We start from the raw sequence: 21,567 nt of genomic DNA, 5'->3' as shown, positions 1-21,567 counted from the left end.
TTGACCTGAGTGACGAATATGTCATGAGGGAAATCCGTGAGGAACTTGATATTGGTGTACTTACATCCGTTCCAGGATGCGCCAAGGGTATCGCATCCAAGATGAATATTGAGAAACTTCTGGATGTCAATATCAATTGCTGCGATAAATTCAGGGAAATCACAGGCTAAATAAAACAATGTTCTGTCTGCTTCTTGCAGATAGGACTTTTTTCTTCTTTTTTGAAATAGATAATACTATCTTTTATGGATTCATATTTTTCATAAAAGATTTATATATGAAAACCTTTTTCTGGTTATTGTATTAACCTCGCCGGAGATGACAGGTTGGATTCAATATATTTCTTACAGGTTGCACTTGCTGTGCTTCTTATGACTATTATAGCTCACCTGTTGAGTATGCGCTTTCGTATGCCTATATTGATCTTCCTTTTGATTGAGGGAATAATCGCAGGTCCTGAGGTTCTTAATATATTGGATCCCACGATTTTGGGTGACGGCCTCACAGCAATTGTTGGCCTCTGTGTGTCTGTCATTGTTTTTGATGGTGGCCTTCACATTGACCTTCGTTCTATACGTAGTATCCAAAAAAGTGTACTAAGACTTGTTATATTTGGTGTTGTTATAACATTTATACTAGCCACGGCTGCCAGTTATTATATTGCAGGGCTACCTTTGAATATTGCTGCCCTTTTTGGTGCACTTGTAACAGCTACCGGTCCAACTGTAATAACTCCGCTTGTAAGGAATGTTAATGTTCCCCATAAAGTCAGCAAAATACTTGAACTTGAAGGTGTTCTCAATGATGCTGCAAGTGTCATATTGGCAGCACTTATTTTTGAATTGATTGTCTCACCTCTTTCAGGTTTGGAACTTGTTGGTTTTTTCATACAAAGGGTAGGAATGGGGTTGGTTTTAGGTTTGGCCAGTGGCTTTTTGCTGCGAAATATCCTTGGCAAAATGCTTCTTACTGAACAAACCGTACGGCTCATTACTTTTACAATGGTGATTGCCACCTTTGTTATTGCTGAGTCTTTTGCCAATGAATCGGGAATTCTTGCAGTTGCAATATTTGGTATTATGGTGGGTTCATCCAAAGTTCCCTACAAATCTGCACTGAAAGAGTTCAAGGCTGATCTTGTATTGATGATGTTGTCTTTGATCTTCCTGTTACTTGCAGCATTACTGCGTTTTGATTACATTATACAGATCGGGCTTGTCGGTGTAGCGGTTGTTATGGTCTTGATTTTCGTGGCCAGGCCGATTTCTGTATTTCTTTCTACCCGAGGCACATCTTTTAATCGAAATGAAAAATTATTTGTTTCTTTTGTTGGTCCACGGGGAGTAGTTCCTGCCTCGATTGCAACCTATTTTGCAGTAAAGTTAAATTCAATGGGGATGGTAGGCGGTGATGCCCTTGTAGGACTTATATTCATTACCATCATTATTACGGTTTTAATGACCGGTTCCCTTGCCAAGCATGTTGCTAAGTTCTTAGGAGTGATTCCAATGGAAATACTTGTAGTAGGTGGCGGTGAGGTTGGAAAGATTCTCGCCGAGCGTTTTGAAAAGAGAGGGGAAAATGTAGTAGTTGTAGACCCTTCTGAAGAAAATTGCCAGAAATTGATGAAATCTGACATAAGAGTCGTGCATGGTGACCCGGAGGATATTAATGTTCTAAAAGAGGCAGGGATTGATCATGCTAAATATGTAGTTACGACAATGGAAAAAGACAATACCAACCTGCTTATTTGCCAGATTGCCAAGACCAAGTTTAATTTTGATAAGGACCAGATCGTTGCACGTGTAAATAATATTGAAAACCTTCATGCTTTCTGGGATCTTGAAATCAGGGCAATGAGTCCGGCAATGACAACAGCTCTTGTGCTGGACAATATGGTAGACCGCCCTCATATGTTCTCGATGTGTGAAGTTGGTGAAGGGGCTGATATAATTGAAGCACATGTTAGCAATCCGCAGGTTGTAGGAAAATCCATTAGTGAGCTCAAATTACCTGAAAACAGCCTTTTACTCATGGTCAGAAGAGGAAATGAATCCTTTATCGCCAATGGGAATATTGTCTTTGAATATGACGACATTGTAACTGTAATTGGTGAAGGCGATTCAGCACAGAAGGTTGCAGATATTTTTGAGCGTTGATTACTTTCAGTCCACTTCAAACATCTATATATACCCAAACGCCATATTCACCTTTGCCTCTCTATATGGAAAAACAAGAGGTCAAGGTGATTTTATGGAAGACATTGCAAAGGGTATACAGACCCAATTTAAAGATATGGGAATAGAAGTTCCTCTGGAAGAGATTGAAGAGCGGCTTGATAAACTTGTTAACAAGTTCAAAGTTCCTACCAATGAAGCACGAAAAAATACTGTAAATGTTTTGCTTAAGCAGTATAATGTCGACAAGAATGAATTTTTCAACCAATCAAAACCCGCAACAATGTCTAATATTGCGGATGTGAAAGCAGACCAATGGGTAAATGTCGACATTAAAGTAGTACAATTATGGGATAATTCAAACAGTTCAATTTCCCAGGTGGGTCTGGTAGGCGACTCGACCGGTCGAATAAAATTTATCAAATGGGCCAGGGATAATCTTCCTGATGTTGAAGAAGGTAAATCATACCGTTTTAGTAATGTGGTTGTTAATGAATGGAATGGTAAGCTGGAATTAACCCTGAATCGTACCAGTTCTGTAGAACCGCTTGCAACAGATATTGATGCCGGTTCAACTTCTGCGGGTTCTCCTGAAGAATGTCAGGTTTCAGATCTGAATCAGGAAAACATGTGGGCCAATCTCAAAGCCAAGGTCGTCCAGTTATGGGATAATTCCAATGAAGCGATTTCCCAGGTTGGAATTCTTGGGGATGAATCCGGCACTATCAAATTCATCAAATGGTCTCGTGATGATCTGCCTGATGTAGAAGAAGGTAGATCTTACCTTTTCAGTAATGTGGTTGTCAATGAATGGAATGGTAAGTATGAAGTTACCCTAAACCGCACAAGCAGCATTGAGCCTCTGGAAGAAGATATTGATACATCATTCCAGCCACAGGGGTCGGCTGAAGACTGTTTACTTTCAGAATTACGTCAGGAAAATATGTGGGCCAACATCGAAGCCAAGGTTGTCCAGTTGTGGGATAATTCCAATGATGCGATTTCCCAGGTAGGGATTCTTGGTGACAAAACTGGCACTATCAAATTCATCAAATGGTCTCGTGATGATCTGCCTGATGTAGAAGAAGGACAGGTTTATCGCTTCAATAACATTGTTGTCAATGAGTGGAATGGAAACTATGAGGTAATTCTCAATCGTACTACTACAATTGAACCTCTCTCTGAAGAAATAGAAGTTGGAGCTAATAGTTTCCAGGGTGCAATGATTGATATCCAGGATGGCTCCGGTCTTATAAAACGCTGTCCTGAATGTAACCGGGCACTTACAAAAGGAGCCTGTATGGAGCACGGCAAGGTTGATGGGAATTATGATCTGCGTATCAAAGCTGTGCTTGATAATGGGGAAACTGTGCAGGATGTTCTTCTGAACAGGGAAATTACCGAAAAATTGACCGGTATCACTCTTGAGGAAGCAATTAATCTTGCAGCGGATGCCCTTGACCAAACTGTAGTGGTAAGTAAAATGCGTGAGGACCTTGTGGGGAAATATTATTGTGTGGAAGGATCGCTTGCTGATCGTTACTTAATAGCTAAATCCATTGAACCATTGTCCACTGTTGATATGGAAAAGGTTGATGAGCTTATTGCAGATCTGGAGGTGGCCTGAATGTCTACCTATGTACGTGAAGTAGCAAAAAGAATGTTTGCAAAAGAGTTTAGGAATTCGGATCTCTCATTCAGGGAAGGTGACGATGTTTATTCTCCTCAGTATCTGTTAACACCAACCGGGGCCAGGGTAAATCGCCTTTTTATTGTAGGGACTCTTATCGAGAAGGAAAATATAGGCAATGAAGCGGAATACTGGAGAGGCCGGGTTACAGATCCTACAGGTACCTTCACAATATATGCAGGTCAGTACCAACCGGAAGCAGCACAACTGCTGTCAGAATGTGAAACTCCCGCATTTGTAGCTGTTGCAGGCAAACCCAGTGTTTATGAGACTCCTGATGGGGACACTATTACTTCCATAAGACCTGAATCCATAAGCATAGTTGATGGTAACACACGGGATATGTGGGTTGTCGATACTGCCATTCAGACAATTAATAGATTACATAATCTGGATGGTTCGGATTCATATGTGGTTCGTGCTAAAGAACATTACAATACCGATAAGGGAAGTTATTCATCCATTGTACTGGATGCTCTGAAATCCCTGAAAGAACAGATTTGATGTGTGCTTTATGCACACCCCTTTTTGCATAAGTCTAATAAATAAGTAAACCTATTTTAAATCAGGTGATATTTGTGAAAACTTATCTGCTGGTGTGGTTTAACAGTGAAGGTGCCAGTCCCTATGAAGTTAACCGTCGCCTTCTGTCTCTGGGGTTTAAACCAATTCAGGGATATTATGACTATGTCTATGAATGGGGCAATAATGTTCATGTTGAGGAAATCCTCCAGTTTGGAGATAAAGTACACCTGAGCCTCAATGGGCTTGGAGTTATATTTAAAATAGAAACGATTGATGGGAAAAAGGAAACGGATTAATTGTCCGCTTTTTCTAGATCTCTTGAAAATCCGACAAATCCACAGGATTTTCCTTTAATTTCTATAAATCTTGCTTTTACTTCACCGTTTTCAATATTTAGTTCGGCGGCCATAGGGTCTGACATGCGGGGGGATGTCGGGGACCCGGGACACAATACCAGTACATCTGTTTTTTCCAGGATTGGGCTGTGAATATGGCCGAATATCAGCACATTAACACCCATTTCAAGGGCTTTGTAGCGCAGGGCGGTTGTATCATTTATTGATAGGGCGGCTTCGTGGACCACGCCTACACTTACGCCTTCAATGTCAAGTTGCAGGGTTTCGGGAAGTATCTCTTTTAATTCGTATGTATCGGAATTTCCATATACTGATTTGAGTTTCCCTGTATCGTTGAAAGCCTTATAACACTCAAGTGTAGTAAAATCCCCGGCATGTATTACCATTTCATACCTGTCAATCAGGCTTTTCAAACCAGGAGGAATTTCTCCACTTTTGAGATGTGTATCTGAAATAACTAGTATCTTCATGTTTTTACCTTAATGAAGACTCAGGTCTACAAGTTCGTATTCCAGGTTTTCCATTTCAAGTTTACTCATTATAGTCGGGACCTGCTCATCGATTGCAAGCACAAGGGATGAAAGTCCATGGAATGCAGCTTCTACGACCGATTCCTTAGCCCCATACATAACATCGGGTTGACTTCCAATTTTTTTGAGTGCCACGAGCGATTCAACTCCAATCACCGCTATATAGTCCTTTGATTCGGTGAGTTTTTTCAATCGTTCCAAATCTACATTTCTGGACCCCTGCCTCTCGCTGCGGGGAATCTTGCAGACCGTAATATTTGCTGTTTCCAGATCGATCATCCCGGTAAGGTTGGTGACACCAACATCTTCTCCTTCTTCTGCATCAGATACAGTGACACCCCGGGCATCTGCTTCTTCTTTAGTATCAACATATAGCAAACCGTTTCTCATATGCAGATAGACATCTTCGCCTTTATCCAGATTTTCATCGGCAATAGCAGTCCAGGTAGATACATGGCTTATGATGTCACTCATCACGAATTTGGCATATCTTTTCATGTCAGCAGCATTTTCCAGAACCCATTCTACCCCGTTTTTTGTTATCCTGTAGCGTACCCTTCCGTCAGAATAAATATATCCTTCAGATGTAAGTTCTTTTATATATTCTGAGACTGCCTGGGGGGTCACTCCGACCTTTTCTGCTATTTCCTTCTGTCTGACATTGGGTTGATGGGCGGCAACTTCGATAAGTATCTGGAATTTGGTAATGCCGCTTTTACTCTGGAGAATGTCAATCATTTCTTTTCCTCATTTATTTTCAATCTCTGGCCCATAACCGTTAACCCATTTGCTCTTCTTGCAAGGGATCTTATGTATAATGCACTTCTGTTGAGCTTACGTGTAAGAGCACTCATGGAATGGTTGCCACTTTCTACTTCCTTTTCAAGTTCTCCTATCAGATCTTTTATCTCTTCGTAAGGAGTGAATGTTAAAGTAATTATTTCACTGAGGTCGTCAAAAGAACACTGGAAATTAGCCTGTACTTTTGAATACGATGAGTGATATTCCTTATCCGGTTTCTCTCCAGGTTTGGGCATGCGCCACTGGCTTTCCAGTAACCCGCATTTCTGGAGTATATCGATACTTTCCTCTGTGTCAATTCCCATTTTTTCGTCAAGCTGGCCTTTTGTCATCCACTCTGAACTGAGTGCATTGAAGACATGTTTGTGCTCCTTTGACCTGAATGTTTGTAGGAGGGGTACCATTTCAGATGGGTCGTTTATTATTCGGGTTCTCCTGGGCATCACAAAACCTCATATGTAGGTTATTGATTCGATTTAGAAAAGGCTAATACAGCTATACTAATATGGTCTTAAGATTAATAAATGTGTTGTAGTATTTGTGTTGATAATTATCGCAGTTTTTTCCTTGTACATTTATACCGTTACATTTATTCAATCCTGTTAACAATACTGTTCAGGTATTATGACAGAGGCACTGTATTCTAAAATATTCAGGTTGCTTGATAACCGGCAGCTTTCGATTAGTGGCATCACGAGAGATCTCAAATCAGAAGGTATTGATGAGCATCGTTTGATTATGACCGGTTATTTAAGGGCACTGAGAGATCTGAAAAAACTTGATGAAATAGAAGTGCCCCCATCAAAGACCTATAAACTTTCAGAGAATGCTGGTAAAGAAGAGGATAACATTTATTCTCTTATCGGGCATCATCTGAAAGATGTCCCTGCATCCAAACGTATCTATGTAGCAATCTATGTGTTTTCTTATCTGTTGGAAAGGCCAGTTTTCAGGGCTGAGTTAAAATCAATGGGTTTTCATGAAAATACGATTATGGATTCCATCCAACAGGATAATCCCATAATAGAAGCAGCTGAAAAGGATATCAAGATCCTGCGCAATTCTATTACCCGAATTACCATTCCCTCAGTAGATCCTGCTTACGAAATAACCGGGAAAGATCATGCTAATCTCCAGTATGTAGGCATAGTCCTCCTGCCGGTGCTCAAGGCGCTTATGAATCTGGAAGGCCTTGTACCCAAGACTAAACAAACAAAACTGGCAACTTAAGAAAAAGAAGAGTAGAGAAAAGAAAAGGCTTAATCCCCTTCATTCAAGATAGATAGCCGGCCTCATTGGTGCTGCAAAGCGGGCTTTCTTTTCGGGATCATACGTCTCTTCTCCTTCCCTGGCGATCTGCACTTCACAACCAATTTCCTTTTCAAAGAAATTTATTGCTTCTTTCAGTGTTTCTTTTTCGTCCAGGTCGAAACCGGATACCATTTCGAATTTATCTTCTTTCATGGCCTTTATGTCATCAACAACTTTCTTTGCAAATTTTGGTACTTCTTTTCCATAAGGTCTCATTTCGGGATCCTGCATGAGCTTCTTTATCAGAATTCCCGGGTTGAGATCTCCCTGTCGCTGGAGTTCAAGAGCCTGCTTAAAAGCTTCTGATTTCCATTGGGAGGCTGTATAGAGGACAAGTTTTTGCGGCTTTATACCGGTGACTTTTATTATTTCCTCAACATCTGAAAAAGTGTTGCCGATTAACTCTTCGCCAGCTTCGGCATCCCTGTCTATAAATTGCGGATCATACTCTGGATATTTTTCCAGGGACACATAACCTTGCGTTTCTTCCATTTCACTCCATATTTCCTCACATATGTGGGGAGTGAAAGGTGCCATCAGGCGCACCCATGTATCGAGTATATCATACTGGAGGGTCTTTCCTCCTCTTCTCTGATACCATTTCACATCATTAAGAAGCAGGAAGAAAGAATTCTGTAGGGCCTGCCGGGTACGTATACTTTTAAGTGCCTCGTTTGTCTCACTGATACGTTGCTGCAGGCGGCTCTGTATCCACCTATCTATCAATTGTTTTTCCTTGCAGGCTCCAGAGGTACATTTGGTATCGATAGTATCTTTTGCAAAATGGTAGAACCTGTCCACCTGTCTTCTGGCGGACTCGATACCACTGTTCTTCCAGTCAGCATCCTGTGTCTGTTCTGCACTGGACAGGATATACATCCTGGAAATATCCGCACCATAATCTTTCACTGCCTCACTGAGTGTTAGCAGTGGTCCCTTGGACTTACTCATTTTCTGTCCTTCAAGAGATACAAAACCATTGATTGCAATGGCACGAGGCCAGTTCTCTTCTTTGAATATCGCAACATGATGGAAAAGGAAGAACAGGAGATGGTTTGGTATCAGATCTTTTCCTGAGGACCTGAGATTGACGGGGTACCAGTAATTGAAATCCTCTCGCATGCTTTCAATTACAGAGGCATCAATTCCACTTCTTTCTGCTGCATCCTGCACACTTCCCTTTCCAAGAAGCACATGATCAAAGAGTTCGGGCACCAGTTGCTCGGTCTTAATATCTTCACTGAGAAACTTTGCAACGATGTAGTAAGACATGTATACCGTGGAATCTCCCAGGGATTCGATCAACCAGTCCTTATCAAAGGGCAGGCGTGTTCCGAGTCCTTTTTTACGGGCACAGGCCTTGTCTTTTAGCCAGTCAACCTTATTATTGAACTCTACCCTCAGCTCTTCGGGGATTATATCCATATTCTCTATGCAGCGGTATACTTTATCCTTCCATTCAGGATTGGAATAATTGAGGAACCACTGGCCTTTAACCATGTTTACTACACATGGGGTTCCACAGCGGCAGACCACAGGTTCACTGAATTCATAGAATATCTCGCCGATTTTCTCATCGATCAAATCCTGTGTAAGAAGATCTTTTATCTTTGAGACCTTCGTGCCTGCATATTTCCCGGTATTCTCTTTCAGGGTACCTCCGTGGAATTCCCGGCGATAGACCATCTTTGTTGCAGATTCGGCCTTTGGATCATTCTGGTCATGTACTCCAAATTCCTCTACCGCTTCAACTGCCGGATACTCTCCGTATTCAGGAACATCAATAAGAGGTATGAGCTGGATGTTCTGGAGATTTTCTGTAATGCCATATTCTGAAAGATCTTTATCATGAAGGTCCTTCAGGGCCAGATAATCATAAGGCGCATGTGCGGGCACACTCATCACAACTCCGCTCCCATTACCTCCCCTGACAAAAGATGCCGGCAGGGTGATTACCTCCGAGTCTGTCAACGGGTTTTTGACCTTTATTCCGATGATGTCCAGGCCGCTTATTTTCTCTATGAATTCTACTTTACGGTCGGTGTAGGTAAGTTTGTTGTATGCTTCTTCACTTACAATCCAGGTCTCTTCATACTCGTCGGTTTTCACTTTCGCCTTGACATATTCGACATCAGGGTTTATCCAGAGGTTGGTGACCCCGAATGTGGTTTCTGGACGCAGGGTAGCACAGGGCAGTATCATGCCATCATAGGTGAATTTGATCAGGGTATAATCCACGATAGTGGCTTCTTCTCCCCTGAGGATGTCATGGTCTTCCACAGGATTGTCATCATTGGGACACCATTTGACAGGGTGTGAGCCTTTTACAATCAGTCCCTTTTCGTAAAGCAGATTATATTGCCATTCGATGAATTTTTTATATGTTTCATCGGTGGTGGTGAACTTTCTTCTCCAATCAATGGAATATCCAATGGACCGCATGGCCTTTTCTGCTTCCACACTGAAATATTCCACGATTTTTTCCGGAGAATCAAGTCCTTCGAGGATATCCTTCGGGATGCCGTGGAACTTAGAATAGACTTCCATCGTCTGGGGTTCCCTGTTGGCGATTAGTTCGGCAAGTCCTACAATGGGCGTACCGGTTACGTGGAATCCCATCGGGTAGAGTACATTGTACCCCTGCATCCTCTTGTGCCTTGCAATAACGTCCCCGATGGTGAATGTCCTGGTATGGCCTGCATGCAGATTCCCATTGAGATAGGGGTAGGGAATAGTTATGAAATATTTATCCCTGCTGTCAGGTTCGGCCTCGAAAACTTTGTCCTGAGACCATATATTTTGCCACTTTTTTTCAATGATGGCAGGTTTGTAGTTCTGTTCCATTATCATTTCCTCTCAGTACAGGACCTTTCTGATAGCCTCCATTGTGGCATCAACTACAATGGGTTTTGGTGCAACGGATATTACTTCTTCCGGGTCCTTGAGAAGGTGTCCTGTAGTCACACAGACCACGGATTCATTTGCACCGATTACTCCGGTCTCTACAAGTTTTTTCAGGCCGGCAACTGAGGTGGCACTTGCAGGTTCAACGCCGATTCCTTCAAGTTGTGCCAGGTCAATCTGGGCTTCCACCAATTCCTCGTCAGTAACACTTTCAGCACCACCGTTTGATTCGGAAATGGCTATAAGGGCCTTTCTGGCATTAACCGGATTCCCTATCCGGATTGCTGTTGCAATTGTTTCAGGGTTCTTTTCAGGGGTAATATCAGTTTTTCCTTCCCTGACGGCTTTTACTATTGGGCAGGAACCTTCAGTCTGTATTCCCATCATCTGTGGGACTTTATCTGTAAGTCCCAGTTTATTGAATTCTTTGAAGCCTTTATGGATGGCAGTAATGTTTCCTGCATTACCTACCGGAAGTACCAGTCTGTCGGGTACGCTGAAATCCAGCTGGTCTGCGATCTCAAAACCTATTGTTTTCTGTCCTTCCAGCCTGTAGGGATTAATGGAGTTTAAGAGGTAGATCTTTTCCTCATCGCAGAGTTCTCTTACAAGTTCCAGAGCATCATCGAAATTGCCGCGTATGCTAAGCACCTTTGCGCCATGCATCAGGGCCTGCGCAACCTTACCCAGTGCAACTTTTCCTTCCGGTAACAGGACAACGGCAGGAACTGCCGCTTTTGCACCGTAGATGGAAAGGGCTGCGGAAGTATTACCTGTAGATGCACAGGCAATTGTTTTCATCCCTAATTCCAGGGCTTTGCTGACACCTACGGTCATACCCCTGTCCTTGAAGGAACCGGTAGGATTCATGCCTTCATGTTTGACATATAGTTCCCTGACACCGATCTTTTCGGCTAATCTGTCACATTTATAGAGAGGTGTGCCACCTTCCTGTATCGTTATAGGTTTTCTGTCAACAGGAAGAAGTTTTGCATATTTCCATACAGAAAGTGCAACTCCCTCTAAATCTTCCTTTTTTATATCAATCTGGGAATAATCATAAATTACATCAAGCAAACCGCCGCATTCACAGGTATACAGGACCTCTGTTTTAGGATATTCCTTACCGCATTCGATGCATTTTAAATAGTACATTGGAGTTCTCCTGATAGTTTTAAAGTTTTAATAGGGTGAATCTTATAACCTAATCAATTCCAATATAAATAAAGTACTCGGAAATGGCGCCTGACCCGTTCTATTATGTAATTGTTATTAAATCTGTTGAAAGACCACCGTTATCTTTATTGTAGGGAAGCCCCATCCATCCACCATGTATTGGAAGACAGTTCAGGGCACTCTTTTTATTGATGACCTGAATGCTTTTTTGCAAAAACTGATCGCACTTTCGGATGAGTATGAGGTTACCATACAGGCAATGAATGCAGAAAAAATAGCGGGTCTCTCCCATATTGAACTTGCTATAAAAAAGGCCAGAAGAGCATTTGAATCCGACAATAATGTTGCCCGGGATATGGGGGTTGAAATTCTCCGGTATGCTTCCGGAAAGCGGCAGATAGTTGAAGCTTTTTCCATAGGGGTAAAGGAAGGAAAAATTTCCGTTGCTTTTCTTGTACTGGGCGATAAAGACAAAGTAGATATTGCTTTACATGTACTTGATTCAATGATCTCAAAACATGAAGTCATTGCCTATTCTAATAACAAGGAAGATACAATTACGTCTCATTTTGACATCAGCACTGAAGAAACAGATGCCATAGGCGTATCACGGATACCCGACATCGTGCTGGAGCGAGTGTCACTGGTGGACATTCTGAAATAAGACCATTGGTAAACTTATTAATAAGTACATACAGATTATTCGTCTATATATCTATCACATGAGAGGATTATCAATGCCACACCCGAAGACTGCAGAGAATATTATGAAAAATGCCGGTCCGATAGAAAGTGCCTTACTCCCCAAACTGATCCATGTCACAGAAGCTGCTGCGATTGCTGCTGCCCATCAGATAGGCAAGGGTGACAAGAATTATGCCGATCAGGTATCTGTGGAAGCAATGCGCAGGATGCTCAATTGCCTGGATATCAGTGGCGTCATCCAGATCGGTGAAGGTGAAAGGGATGAAGCACCAATGCTCTATATTGGTGAAGAAGTCGGTACAGGGGAAGGCGACCTGAAGGTTAATATTGCCGTTGATCCGCTGGAAGGTACCAATCTCTGTGCAGACGGTGTACCGGGCGCCATTTCAGTTATGGCCATGTCCGAACCCAATGGTTTGTTCCATGGTCCAGATGTCTATATGGATAAAATCGTGGTAGGTCCGGAAGTAGTAAAGTATGAACGAGAACACCCGGGAGAGGAAATTGATCTGGACGCCCCGGCAATTGACAATCTGGAGATAGTGGCCCGTGCCTTAAACCGCAGTGTAGAGGAACTTGTGGTTGTGATTCTGGACCGTGAGCGTCATAAGGATAAAATCGAGGAAATCCGGAAAACCGGTGCCAGGGTAAATCTGGTTTCCGACGGTGATCTCATGCCCGGCGTATCAACTGCTATACGTGGCTCAGGTATCCATGTGGTAATGGGTTCGGGTGGCTCGGGCGAAGCTGTACTTACAGCTTCTGCAATGAAGATCCTGGGTGGGAAGGTGCTTGCACGCCTGGTTTTGCCTTCAGTTGCCAATCGCAAACCCGATGATGTAATTGCCCGGGAAGTAGAGGAAAAGATGCCCCGGCTTAAAAAGATGGGCATAAACGAAGACAACATGAATGATATTCTTGACACTGAAAAACTTGTACCCGGTAAAGATGTAATCTTTGCTGCAACTGGTGTGACCTCCGGGCATTTCCTCAAGGGTACCAACCTTTTTGGTTATGGGGACGCAAGGGTACATAGTATATCAATGGGTAGTTCGGGTGTTGTCAAGTTCTCAGATTCGGTATATATACATGATAAGGAAAGCACGCCTCTAAGGCTATAATATGGAGATTTTGTTCTGTTAAATATACATGTTGCAACCTTTGGCTGTACGGCCAACCAGTCCTCTTCAGAGATCCTTGAGGCTAAAGCGGTAGGCTTAGGCAACCGGCTTGTATCTGAAAGAGAAGCTGATGTGATCATATGCAACACCTGTACAGTCAAGGATACTACAGAGCAGAAGATATTGCACAAGATCAAGGAATGGGGTTTTCAGGGCAGGGAAGTAATTGTTACGGGTTGCATGCCTCAGGTCCAAATGGATGAAATATTAGAAAATAATCCCGAGGTTCATGTCCTGGGCATGAATTCCCTTCTTAAGCTCGGAGTAATTCTCAACAGGGTTCATGAAAGGTTGGAGGGGCACTCATTGAGGCCCATGAGTGTCTTTGAAGATTTTCCAGAAGGTTTACTCAATGTGCCCCGGAACAGGTCCAGTCCGAATATCCATATCTGCCAGATCTCGCAGGGTTGCAATAACCGTTGTTCCTATTGTATTGTTACACTTGCCAGGGGTCACCTTTACTCCTTTGATGCCGATTCAATCGTTACCGATATCGAGCAGGCTGTTTATGAAGGATGCAGTGAGATCTGGTTGACATCCCAGGACAATGCACAGTATGGTTTGGATAAAGGAATTTATCTGCCTGCCCTTTTAAAGAGAATTACTGCAATTCCCGGAGATTTCAGGCTACGTGTGGGTATGATGAATCCTGCTTCAACACTTGAAATTCTGGATGAGTTGTTAGAGGCTTATTCAAGTGACAAGATCTACAAAGTTTTACACCTTCCCATCCAGTCGGCTTCAGACAAAGTGCTTGGCAGGATGAAACGCAAACATACAATGCAACAGGCAAACATTATAGTCGAAAAGTTCAGGGATGCATTTCCAGAAAGTACCCTTTTCACAGATATTATTGTGGGTTTTCCCGGGGAGGATGAGGAGGATTTCGAACTTACACTGGATTGGATTCGAACCTATCGCCCCGATAAGGTAAATATTTCACGTTATACACCCAGACCATACACTGAAGCACAACAATTCAGAAATATAGATACACGTATCGTTGTGGAGCGCTCGGGCAAACTCCATCGGCTCTGTAATCAAATCAAACTCGGAAAAAAGGAAGATATGGTAGGCAGGGAAGTTGATGTATTTATCTCACAACAGGCAAAGGTAAAAGGATTGATGTCCCGCACTGCTTCTTATAAACCTGTTGTGATCCCTGAACCAGGTGAATTTTGTCCGGGTCAACGTTGCAGGGTGAAGATAGAGGAAGCAACCCCGGGTTACTTTATCGGCCACCCGGTTTAAGATTATCATCTTCACCTGTTTGCATTCTTTTAACGATCTCCCGGTCATAGGATTTCACGATATCACTGCGGGTTATTATTCCTATCATGCTTATTCCATCCTTTCGGGAGACAACAGGTAATCTGCCCACATCATGGGCTGCCAGTCTTTTAAGTACGATATCAAGGGATTCATCAGGATATGCAGTAGCAACATCTTCAGTCATTATTTGAGTGACCGGTTTTTCCAGTTCCCCTTGCTTTACTTTGTCGCGCATATCATGGAGGGTAACAATTCCTGCAAGTTTTCCCTGATTGTCAAGTACAGGAAAACCTGCATGTTTGCTTTTCTGCATCAGGTTAAGAAGATTGGCAGTTGTATCTCTTACGTTAAGGACTAAAACATCCCTTACCATATTATCCCTGACAGTCAGTGATTCCATCAAATTAATCTCGGTACCTGCCCTGATAACGTGTCCTCTTCTCCTGAGCAATTCTGTAAATATCGACTCTTCATGAAGGTGAGTTGATATTACATTGCTGATCACACAGGTCAACATCAGGGGCAGGATGAGGCTGTAATCGCGGGTCAGTTCAAAAAGGATAAGCGTGGCAGTCAGGGGTGCATGTACTACCCCCGCAAAAACTGCCCCCATCCCTACAAGGGCATATGCTCCGGCAGGCGCTGTGGACAAAGGAAAAATATAATTCACCAGATTTCCAAAACCCCCTCCCAGCATGGAACCTGCAAAAAGGGATGGTACGATTGCTCCCCCGGAACCCCCGGAACCAACAGTAAAGGCAAATGCCACTATTTTAAGGACAAGCAATATCAACAACATTTGTATAGCAAGTTCGTTGTTGAGGGATTGCTTGATGACATCGTAACCGATTCCGAATATCTGGGGATAGAAATAACCGATACATCCGACAACAAGTCCACCCAGGGCTGGTTTTAAATAGGGTTTAATTGGGAGTTTTTCAAAGGAATCCTGGGTGAGATATGTACACTTTATGAATATTGCAGCCACAATGCCTGCAAGTATACCCATAATGATGTAGAGTATTGGCTCGTGAAACGGGCTCTCCATCCCGTAATAGGAAACCTGTATGGGCTGGATGCCAAAAATGATGTCAGTTACAAGGGTAGAGAACACTGAAGAAAGAACTACCGGTATCAGGGTTCTGGCCTGTAATTCTCCGAGGATTACCTCTACTACAAAAACCACTCCGGCAAGAGGGGCATGAAATGCCGCTGCAATTCCTCCGGATGCCCCACAGGCAATTAATATCCTGAAACGGTGATCCGGACTTTTCAGCCGGTCGGCGACTGTGGCTCCTACACCGGTTCCCGCAAGTATGCCGGGAGTTTCTTTGCCCACCGATCCTCCTGTGCAGATTGAGATCATTGAAAGGAATACTTCATAAAAAGCAAATTTACTCTGTATCTTCCCGCCTTGCAGAGCTGTTGCCTCCACAACCTCTGCAACTCCACACCTACTTTTTTTCATAAATTGATGGGAAAGCAGGCCAACACATAATCCTCCGGCAGCAGGGAGGAGGATGATATATATGGGCAGGCTATTATCCGGAGTGTTGAAAAAAAGGTCTGTAAAGTAAAAGATAACCTGATCATAGGCCACAAAAGCCAGGCCTGTTATTATTCCTATTATTATGGCAAGGAAATTAGAAATGAACCCTTCGGTGTAATACCGATCCTGTAACTCGTTTTTGGAGATATTCAAAAAAGGTCGCCTTCATAAATAAGAGAGTAATGAGGGAATGAGTCCTCATTTATGTTTTCTTCATCATTTCGAGTAAGTCACACACCTTTTCAATAGTATCGTCCAGCGTCTTGGTGCCTGTCTCATCCTCGCGGAATGGCTTCTTGACAATGCCGCCGAAATGTCCGCCATCTCCCACAACAACCATTCCATGAATATGCATCCAGTCCTGGATCACCTGTATGGTCTTTTCCTGTCCTCCATTTCTGGAGCCACCAATAGCAATACCTGCACCAATCTTATTGCTGAGCTTGAAATTATGTCTCCTGAGCAGGACGCTTCTGTCAAAGAGGGCCTTCAACTGGGCAGTGGGACTTCCGAAATAGACCGGGGAAGCCACGATAATTGCATCCGCTTCATCCAGTTCTGGATAGATCTTTTCCATATCGTCATTGATGGGACATTCCTCGCTTTCCCTGCAATTGCCGCATGCAATACAGGGTTTGACTTCCATCTCTGAGAGGAATACCTTCTCAGGGGTAAATCCTCTTTTTTCAGCCATGGTGAGGACCCTGTTTATCATCTGTTCACTGTTTCCGTTCTTTTTAGGACTGCCTGATATGCCCAGAATTTTCATAAGATCACCTGACCGTCCGTATAGGTTTATGTTAATATTAGCTTTTGGGTGACTTTGGTATAAATTTATTAATCATAGGCCCTTCTCCTTATTGTAAAGAGGGAGCCGGGAATAATCATGTTATCCAGACTTTTTAATCCTGATTCAGTGGCTGTGATCGGGGCGTCAAGGAAAAAGGGTAAAGTGGGAAATGCTGTCCTTTCCAACCTGGTAAAGGATTTCAGAGGAAATATCTACCCTGTCAATCCCGGCGAGGAAAAGATTGAGGACCTTACATGCTATGCTTCCATTCTTGATGTGGCCGATGACGTGGATCTTGCTGTTGTAGTTGTACCTGCAAAAGTTGTGCCTCCTATGCTGGAAGAATGCGGCAGGGCAGGGGTGAAGTACGTGGTGGTAATCTCTGCGGGTTTCAAGGAGGCAGGTGTTGAGGGAGCTAAACTTGAACGCAGGTCCCTGGAGATTTGTAAGGAATACGGAATTCACATGGTAGGTCCCAACTGTCTGGGAATTATGGATCCGGTTGCAGGTCTGAACGCCTCTTTTGCCGCATCGATGGCATATGAGGGCAATATTGCAATGATGTCCCAGTCCGGTGCCATATGTACTTCCACCCTTGATTGGGCAGAAGCCAATGGAATGGGGTTTTCCAAATTCGTAAGCCTTGGAAATAAGGCTGATCTAGGGGAAAACGAATTCCTGACAGAATTCCGGGACGATCCGTCAACCTCGGTTATTGCAGCCTATCTGGAAGGTATCAAAAACGGGGCACAATTCATTGAATTTGCCAGGGATGTTTCCAGGAAAAAACCCGTGGTTTTGGTCAAATCAGGCCGTACAGCTGCCGGTTCCCGGGCAGTATCATCCCATACAGGTACTCTTGCCGGCTCTGACCAGGCCTATAACGCCGCTTTTGATAAAGCCGGTGTGATACGTGCGGATACGCTGGAAGACATGCTGGATTACATAAGGGCTTTTTCGACCCAGCCAATCCCTGCAGGCAGACGAATTGCAATACTTACAAACGCAGGTGGCCTGGGTATTCTCACGGCAGACGCATGTTATTATGAAGGTCTGGAACTGGCTTCGTTATCTACTGAAACAATTGAAGGGCTACGTAAGTTCCTGCCGGGTGCTGCCAGTTTCTACAATCCTGTGGATGTACTGGGGGATGCAAGTGCAAAACTCTACGGTGATGCCCTTGAAATTGTGTTAAAAGATCCAAATGTGGATGGGGTCATCCTGTTGACTTCTCCCCAGGCCATGACTGATGTGGCAAGCATTGCAAAGGTCGTAATCCAAAAAATGGAAAATTCTGATAAACCGGTACTTTGCAGTTTTGTAGGGGGTACACGGATCATGGAAGGCAATTCCATTCTTGTAGCGGGGGGAGTGCCCAATTACACCTTCCCCGAAAGAGCAGTGGCCAGTATGGGTGCCCTGTGTGATTACGGAAAAAGGCGAAACATGGTTTATCCTTTGCCCAAACCGGTTCATTCGGACAGGAAAACGGCATCAGAACTGCTCGATGAAGCAGCAGCAAAGGATAAAAAAATCCTGGGGCTTGAATCATTTGATCTTCTGAAAGCCTATGGTATTCCTGTTGTGGAAATCGGGAAGGCTTCCACTGTGGAAGAAGCGGTGGAGGAAAGCGAAAGGATTGGTTACCCTGTAGTTATGAAAGTCCTGTCTCCTGACATTTCACATAAGACCGATGTCGGAGGTATCCGGCTTTCACTGATGAATAAAGATGATGTCAGGCGTGCCTATCATACAATGATGTCGGATGTAGGCCGCTACATGCCTTCTGCACGAATTACAGGTGTGCAATTACAGAGAATGATTGAAGGTGGCCGGGAAGTGATAATAGGCATGAACAGGGATGTCCAGTTCGGCCCGCTTCTTATGTTTGGTCTGGGGGGAACATATGTAGAGATCCTTAAAGATGTGTCTTTCAGGCTTGCCCCACTCAATGAAAAGGATGCTCACTCAATGATTTCTTCCATCCGTTCCTATCCTTTACTTACAGGTGTAAGGGGAGAAAAAGCATATGATGTGGATGCGGTGGCGGATGTCCTCGTGCGTGTTTCCAGGCTTGTGGAAGATTTCCCGCAGGTCCTTGAGTTTGAAATAAATCCGTTAATGGTCCTTCCAGAAGATGAAGGTTGTTTTGCTATGGATATGCGTCTTACATTGAAAGAATCAAATTGATATCAGGGAGGGTTAGTATGGCTTCAATACTTGTAAGTTCTTCTGAAAATTATTCCGGTAAAAGTTCGATATGCAGTGGCCTTGGCTTGATTCTTAAAGAGCGTGGAAAAAGTGTGGGCTACATGAAACCGGTGGGTAACCTGCTGGTTGATGTGGATGGTGTTCTCTCCGATGAGGATGCAGAACAAATGCGGGATCTGCTGTCTCTTGAGACCCCGCGCAGTTGCATCACTCCAATTATGCTTACCGAGAATCTTACCAATGATGCTCTGCTGGGGGTGGAAAAACATCTGGACGAAACCCTGAAACAGGCTTATTCGGAAGTTTCCAGGGATAAAGATATGGTGATCATAGAGGGGGAAGGAGGTATCGGAAGTGGTGCCATGTACAATTTGTCAGATCCTCAGGTAGCTTCCATACTGGATAGTAAGATCCTGCTGATTACCCGTTTTGATTCGGTCAGTGCAGTGGACCGGATTCTCTGTGACATTGAATTGATAGATGACAGGAATATGCTTTCAGGTATCATTCTCAATGAAGTGGAAGAAGACAAATCAGGAATTGTAAGGGATATGGTTGTACCCTTCCTTGAAAAGAAAGGGGTGAAGGTATTTGGTGTAATTCCCCGCGATCATACTCTTGGAGCGGTTTCTATAGCAGAAATTGTGGAAGATTTGAGAGGAGATGTCCTGACAGGTAGACAGGAAATGGACAAGCTTGTTGAACATTATCTTGTGGGTGCTATGGAGATTAATTCGGCGATCAAGTATTTCCGGCGCTCTCCAAACAATGTAGTAGTGACAGGAGGGGACCGTGCTGATATACAGATGGCGGCTATAGAAGCCGGGGCAAGGGCATTGATCCTGACGGGCAATCTCCGGCCCAGCGAAGCTGTACTTGGAAGTGCTGATGAAGCAGGCGTGGTTGTTGTACTTGTGAGAGGAGATACTCTTTCCACGATAGAAAGAATGGAGAATTTAATCGGACATGCCCGGATTCAGCAGAAGACCAAGATTGAAACAATCGTCAGACTGATTGAAGAGAATGTGGATGTTGACTCTATACTGGATTCAGCAGGTTTATAAGAACATATATAATATGGATATGTATATAGGGGTTTGGCTGAAGTAGCCTATGTTAATGGAAAGGTTGACTGGTGATGGATACCGTGCAGGACAAGGATTATTTCACTATTGATGATTTTGATGTTGACGACAAAACAATTCTGGTGCGAGTTGATATCAATACCCCGATGGACCCCGAGGGCAGTATTCTGGATGACCTGAGGATAAGCAGCCACATTCCCACAATACAGGATCTTGAAGATTCACGGGTAGTATTGCTTGCCCATCAAAGCAGGGCGGGAAAAAGTGATTTCACAACTATGCAGCTTCACGCAGAAAGACTAAGTCACTATCTGGGCAGGGAAGTGGAATATGTAGATGATATTTTCGGCTCCCATGCCCGTTCAAGGATTGCAGCGATGGAAAAAGGGGACGTGCTTTTGCTTGAAAATGTACGTTTCTATTCTGAGGAAACCATTTCACGATCTGCCAAAGAGCATGCAAGCACACATATGGTGAAAAATCTGGCTCCCCTTGCTGACATCTTTTTGAATGATGCTTTTGCAGTATCCCATCGTTCTCATCTTTCTTTAATGGGCTTTACACCTCTCCTTCCCTGTGGTGCAGGCCGTTTAATGGAAAAAGAGATTATCTCTCTGGACAGGGGAATTAAAGGCGGGGGTAGACCCTGTATTTTTGTACTGGGTGGTGCCAAGGTTGACGATTCCCTTATGGTTGCTGAAAATGTGCTTTCAAATGGTGGCGCTGACCGCGTACTTGTGACAGGTGTTGTTGCAAATGTAATGCTGGCTGCATCAGGTTTTGATATCGGGAAAGCAAATAAGGATTTCATTGAATCCCAGGGCTACCTTGAGCAGATAGACAGGGCAAAGCAAATTATTGACGATTTTGACGGAAAAGTGGGTTTACCCGTAGATGTAGCATTGAATGATAACGGCAGCAGGATCGAAGTATCTGTCGAAGAAGTTGGGGACTCAATACTTCCAATCAATGATATAGGAATTGAAACGATTGTTGCTTATTCCAGGGAAATCAGTCAGGCAGGCACTGTGATTCTCAATGGACCCGCGGGGGTTTCCGAACAGGATGGATTTGAACTGGGGACCTATGAAATTGTAAAAGCTGCCACAGAAGCCGATTATTCCATTGCAGGAGGCGGCCATATTTCTGCCGAGGTGCGGAATATGGGGTTCGATCATAGTTTTTCCCATATAAGTACAGGAGGCGGCTCATGCATCGACTATCTTGCAGGCACTCCTCTGCCGGCAATCGAAGCCCTTAAAAAAGCTGCTGTCCTAATATCAAAATACGATTGAGTGGAGGTA

General features: G+C 43.7%; 19 protein-coding genes. 12 read left to right on the top strand and 7 right to left on the bottom strand.

Annotation, left to right across the window (positions count from 1 at the left end; all coding sequences use genetic code 11):
- Positions 1–5: 5 nt before the first annotated feature.
- The 5 genes from EFE42_RS10385 to EFE42_RS10365 all read left to right on the top strand — a co-directional run bounded on the left by EFE42_RS10385 (position 6) and on the right by EFE42_RS10365 (position 4,688).
- On the top strand, positions 6–170 hold the full coding sequence (locus EFE42_RS10385) for a hypothetical protein (protein WP_255419083.1): 165 nt from the start codon (positions 6–8) through the stop codon (positions 168–170).
- Between the two features lie 156 nt (positions 171–326).
- Positions 327–2,159, top strand: a complete 1,833-nt coding sequence (locus EFE42_RS10380) for a cation:proton antiporter (RefSeq protein WP_123137168.1) — start codon at positions 327–329, stop codon at positions 2,157–2,159.
- 94 nt (positions 2,160–2,253) lie between these two features.
- The gene (locus tag EFE42_RS10375; protein ID WP_123137167.1) at positions 2,254–3,804 is read left to right on the top strand and encodes a replication protein A; all 1,551 of its coding nucleotides are present in this window, start codon (positions 2,254–2,256) and stop codon (positions 3,802–3,804) included.
- Positions 3,805–4,371 (top strand): RPA family protein, encoded by a 567-nt coding sequence (locus EFE42_RS10370; RefSeq protein WP_123137166.1) that lies wholly within the window; start codon positions 3,805–3,807, stop codon positions 4,369–4,371. It begins immediately after the preceding gene.
- A 74-nt stretch (positions 4,372–4,445) separates the two neighbouring features.
- A complete protein-coding gene (locus EFE42_RS10365; RefSeq protein WP_123137165.1) occupies positions 4,446–4,688 on the top strand; it encodes a hypothetical protein in 243 nt (80 codons plus the stop codon).
- Here the strand turns inward: EFE42_RS10365 and EFE42_RS10360 are convergent.
- From EFE42_RS10360 to EFE42_RS10350, 3 genes are read right to left on the bottom strand one after another with little or no spacing between them, the layout of a single operon-like run.
- A complete protein-coding gene (locus EFE42_RS10360; RefSeq protein ID WP_123137164.1) occupies positions 4,685–5,218 on the bottom strand; it encodes a metallophosphoesterase in 534 nt (177 codons plus the stop codon). The two genes, EFE42_RS10365 and EFE42_RS10360, sit on opposite strands and share 4 nt — an antisense overlap.
- A gap of 9 nt (positions 5,219–5,227) precedes the next feature.
- Positions 5,228–6,016 carry a winged helix-turn-helix transcriptional regulator gene (locus EFE42_RS10355; RefSeq protein WP_123137163.1) on the bottom strand — a complete coding sequence of 263 codons (789 nt, stop codon included), beginning with the start codon at positions 6,014–6,016 and terminating at the stop codon, positions 5,228–5,230.
- Positions 6,013–6,522, bottom strand: coding sequence for an ArsR family transcriptional regulator (locus EFE42_RS10350; protein ID WP_123137162.1), 510 nt, complete (start codon positions 6,520–6,522; stop codon positions 6,013–6,015). The genes EFE42_RS10355 and EFE42_RS10350 overlap by 4 nt, the downstream gene beginning before the upstream one ends.
- A gap of 181 nt (positions 6,523–6,703) precedes the next feature.
- Here EFE42_RS10350 and EFE42_RS10345 point away from each other — a divergent pair, with 181 nt between their 5' ends.
- Complete coding sequence (locus EFE42_RS10345) at positions 6,704–7,309, top strand: hypothetical protein (protein WP_123137161.1); 606 nt, start codon at positions 6,704–6,706, stop codon at positions 7,307–7,309.
- A gap of 39 nt (positions 7,310–7,348) precedes the next feature.
- Here the strand turns inward: EFE42_RS10345 and leuS are convergent, their stop codons facing one another.
- Both leuS and thrC read right to left on the bottom strand, forming a co-directional pair.
- Complete coding sequence (gene leuS, locus EFE42_RS10340; RefSeq protein ID WP_123137160.1) at positions 7,349–10,234, bottom strand: leucine--tRNA ligase; 2,886 nt, start codon at positions 10,232–10,234, stop codon at positions 7,349–7,351.
- A gap of 12 nt (positions 10,235–10,246) precedes the next feature.
- The gene (gene thrC / locus EFE42_RS10335) at positions 10,247–11,449 is read right to left on the bottom strand and encodes a threonine synthase (RefSeq protein ID WP_123137159.1); all 1,203 of its coding nucleotides are present in this window, start codon (positions 11,447–11,449) and stop codon (positions 10,247–10,249) included.
- Positions 11,450–11,624: 175 nt separating this feature from the next.
- Between thrC and cgi121 the strand changes: the two genes are divergently transcribed.
- From cgi121 to EFE42_RS10320, 3 genes are all read left to right on the top strand, one after another.
- Entirely contained in the window at positions 11,625–12,134 is a 510-nt protein-coding gene (gene cgi121, locus EFE42_RS10330; RefSeq protein ID WP_123137158.1) for a KEOPS complex subunit Cgi121, read from the top strand.
- Positions 12,135–12,207: 73 nt separating this feature from the next.
- Entirely contained in the window at positions 12,208–13,296 is a 1,089-nt protein-coding gene (gene glpX / locus EFE42_RS10325; protein ID WP_123137157.1) for a class II fructose-bisphosphatase, read from the top strand.
- Between the two features lie 15 nt (positions 13,297–13,311).
- Complete coding sequence (locus EFE42_RS10320) at positions 13,312–14,607, top strand: tRNA (N(6)-L-threonylcarbamoyladenosine(37)-C(2))-methylthiotransferase (protein WP_123137156.1); 1,296 nt, start codon at positions 13,312–13,314, stop codon at positions 14,605–14,607.
- On the opposite strand, the gene EFE42_RS10315 is transcribed toward EFE42_RS10320, so the two are convergent.
- Positions 14,588–16,330, bottom strand: coding sequence for a chloride channel protein (locus EFE42_RS10315; protein WP_123137155.1), 1,743 nt, complete (start codon positions 16,328–16,330; stop codon positions 14,588–14,590). The genes EFE42_RS10320 and EFE42_RS10315 overlap by 20 nt on opposite strands.
- Before the next feature lie 49 nt (positions 16,331–16,379).
- Entirely contained in the window at positions 16,380–16,946 is a 567-nt protein-coding gene (locus EFE42_RS10310; RefSeq protein WP_123137154.1) for a flavodoxin family protein, read from the bottom strand.
- Positions 16,947–17,063: 117 nt separating this feature from the next.
- On the opposite strand from EFE42_RS10310, the gene acs reads away from it, so the two are divergent.
- The 3 genes from acs to EFE42_RS10295 all read left to right on the top strand — a co-directional run bounded on the left by acs (position 17,064) and on the right by EFE42_RS10295 (position 21,558).
- The gene (gene acs, locus EFE42_RS10305; protein ID WP_123137153.1) at positions 17,064–19,157 is read left to right on the top strand and encodes an acetate--CoA ligase alpha subunit; all 2,094 of its coding nucleotides are present in this window, start codon (positions 17,064–17,066) and stop codon (positions 19,155–19,157) included.
- 17 nt (positions 19,158–19,174) lie between these two features.
- Positions 19,175–20,242 carry a phosphotransacetylase family protein gene (locus EFE42_RS10300; protein WP_123137152.1) on the top strand — a complete coding sequence of 356 codons (1,068 nt, stop codon included), beginning with the start codon at positions 19,175–19,177 and terminating at the stop codon, positions 20,240–20,242.
- Between the two features lie 71 nt (positions 20,243–20,313).
- A complete protein-coding gene (locus EFE42_RS10295) occupies positions 20,314–21,558 on the top strand; it encodes a phosphoglycerate kinase (RefSeq protein WP_370448690.1) in 1,245 nt (414 codons plus the stop codon).
- The last annotated feature ends 9 nt before the right edge of the window (positions 21,559–21,567 follow it).

Source organism: Methanohalophilus sp. RSK (assembly GCF_003722075.1).
GTDB lineage: Archaea > Halobacteriota > Methanosarcinia > Methanosarcinales > Methanosarcinaceae > Methanohalophilus.
Note: the sequence above shows the minus strand (reverse complement) of the source record. Positions and strands in the feature narration are given on the sequence as shown.

Excerpts from the sequence above, each read along its gene's own strand:
- EFE42_RS10375 (WP_123137167.1), top strand. The coding sequence starts at position 2,254 with ATGGAAGACATTGCAAAGGGTATACAGACCCAATTTAAAGATATGGGA.
- EFE42_RS10370 (WP_123137166.1), top strand. The coding sequence starts at position 3,805 with ATGTCTACCTATGTACGTGAAGTAGCAAAAAGAATGTTTGCAAAAGAG.
- EFE42_RS10360 (WP_123137164.1), bottom strand. The coding sequence starts at position 5,218 with ATGAAGATACTAGTTATTTCAGATACACATCTCAAAAGTGGAGAAATT.
- EFE42_RS10355 (WP_123137163.1), bottom strand. The coding sequence starts at position 6,016 with ATGATTGACATTCTCCAGAGTAAAAGCGGCATTACCAAATTCCAGATA.
- EFE42_RS10350 (WP_123137162.1), bottom strand. The coding sequence starts at position 6,522 with ATGCCCAGGAGAACCCGAATAATAAACGACCCATCTGAAATGGTACCC.
- EFE42_RS10345 (WP_123137161.1), top strand. The coding sequence starts at position 6,704 with ATGACAGAGGCACTGTATTCTAAAATATTCAGGTTGCTTGATAACCGG.
- leuS (WP_123137160.1), bottom strand. The coding sequence starts at position 10,234 with ATGGAACAGAACTACAAACCTGCCATCATTGAAAAAAAGTGGCAAAAT.
- thrC (WP_123137159.1), bottom strand. The coding sequence starts at position 11,449 with ATGTACTATTTAAAATGCATCGAATGCGGTAAGGAATATCCTAAAACA.
- cgi121 (WP_123137158.1), top strand. The coding sequence starts at position 11,625 with ATGTATTGGAAGACAGTTCAGGGCACTCTTTTTATTGATGACCTGAAT.
- glpX (WP_123137157.1), top strand. The coding sequence starts at position 12,208 with ATGCCACACCCGAAGACTGCAGAGAATATTATGAAAAATGCCGGTCCG.
- EFE42_RS10310 (WP_123137154.1), bottom strand. The coding sequence starts at position 16,946 with ATGAAAATTCTGGGCATATCAGGCAGTCCTAAAAAGAACGGAAACAGT.
- acs (WP_123137153.1), top strand. The coding sequence starts at position 17,064 with ATGTTATCCAGACTTTTTAATCCTGATTCAGTGGCTGTGATCGGGGCG.
- EFE42_RS10300 (WP_123137152.1), top strand. The coding sequence starts at position 19,175 with ATGGCTTCAATACTTGTAAGTTCTTCTGAAAATTATTCCGGTAAAAGT.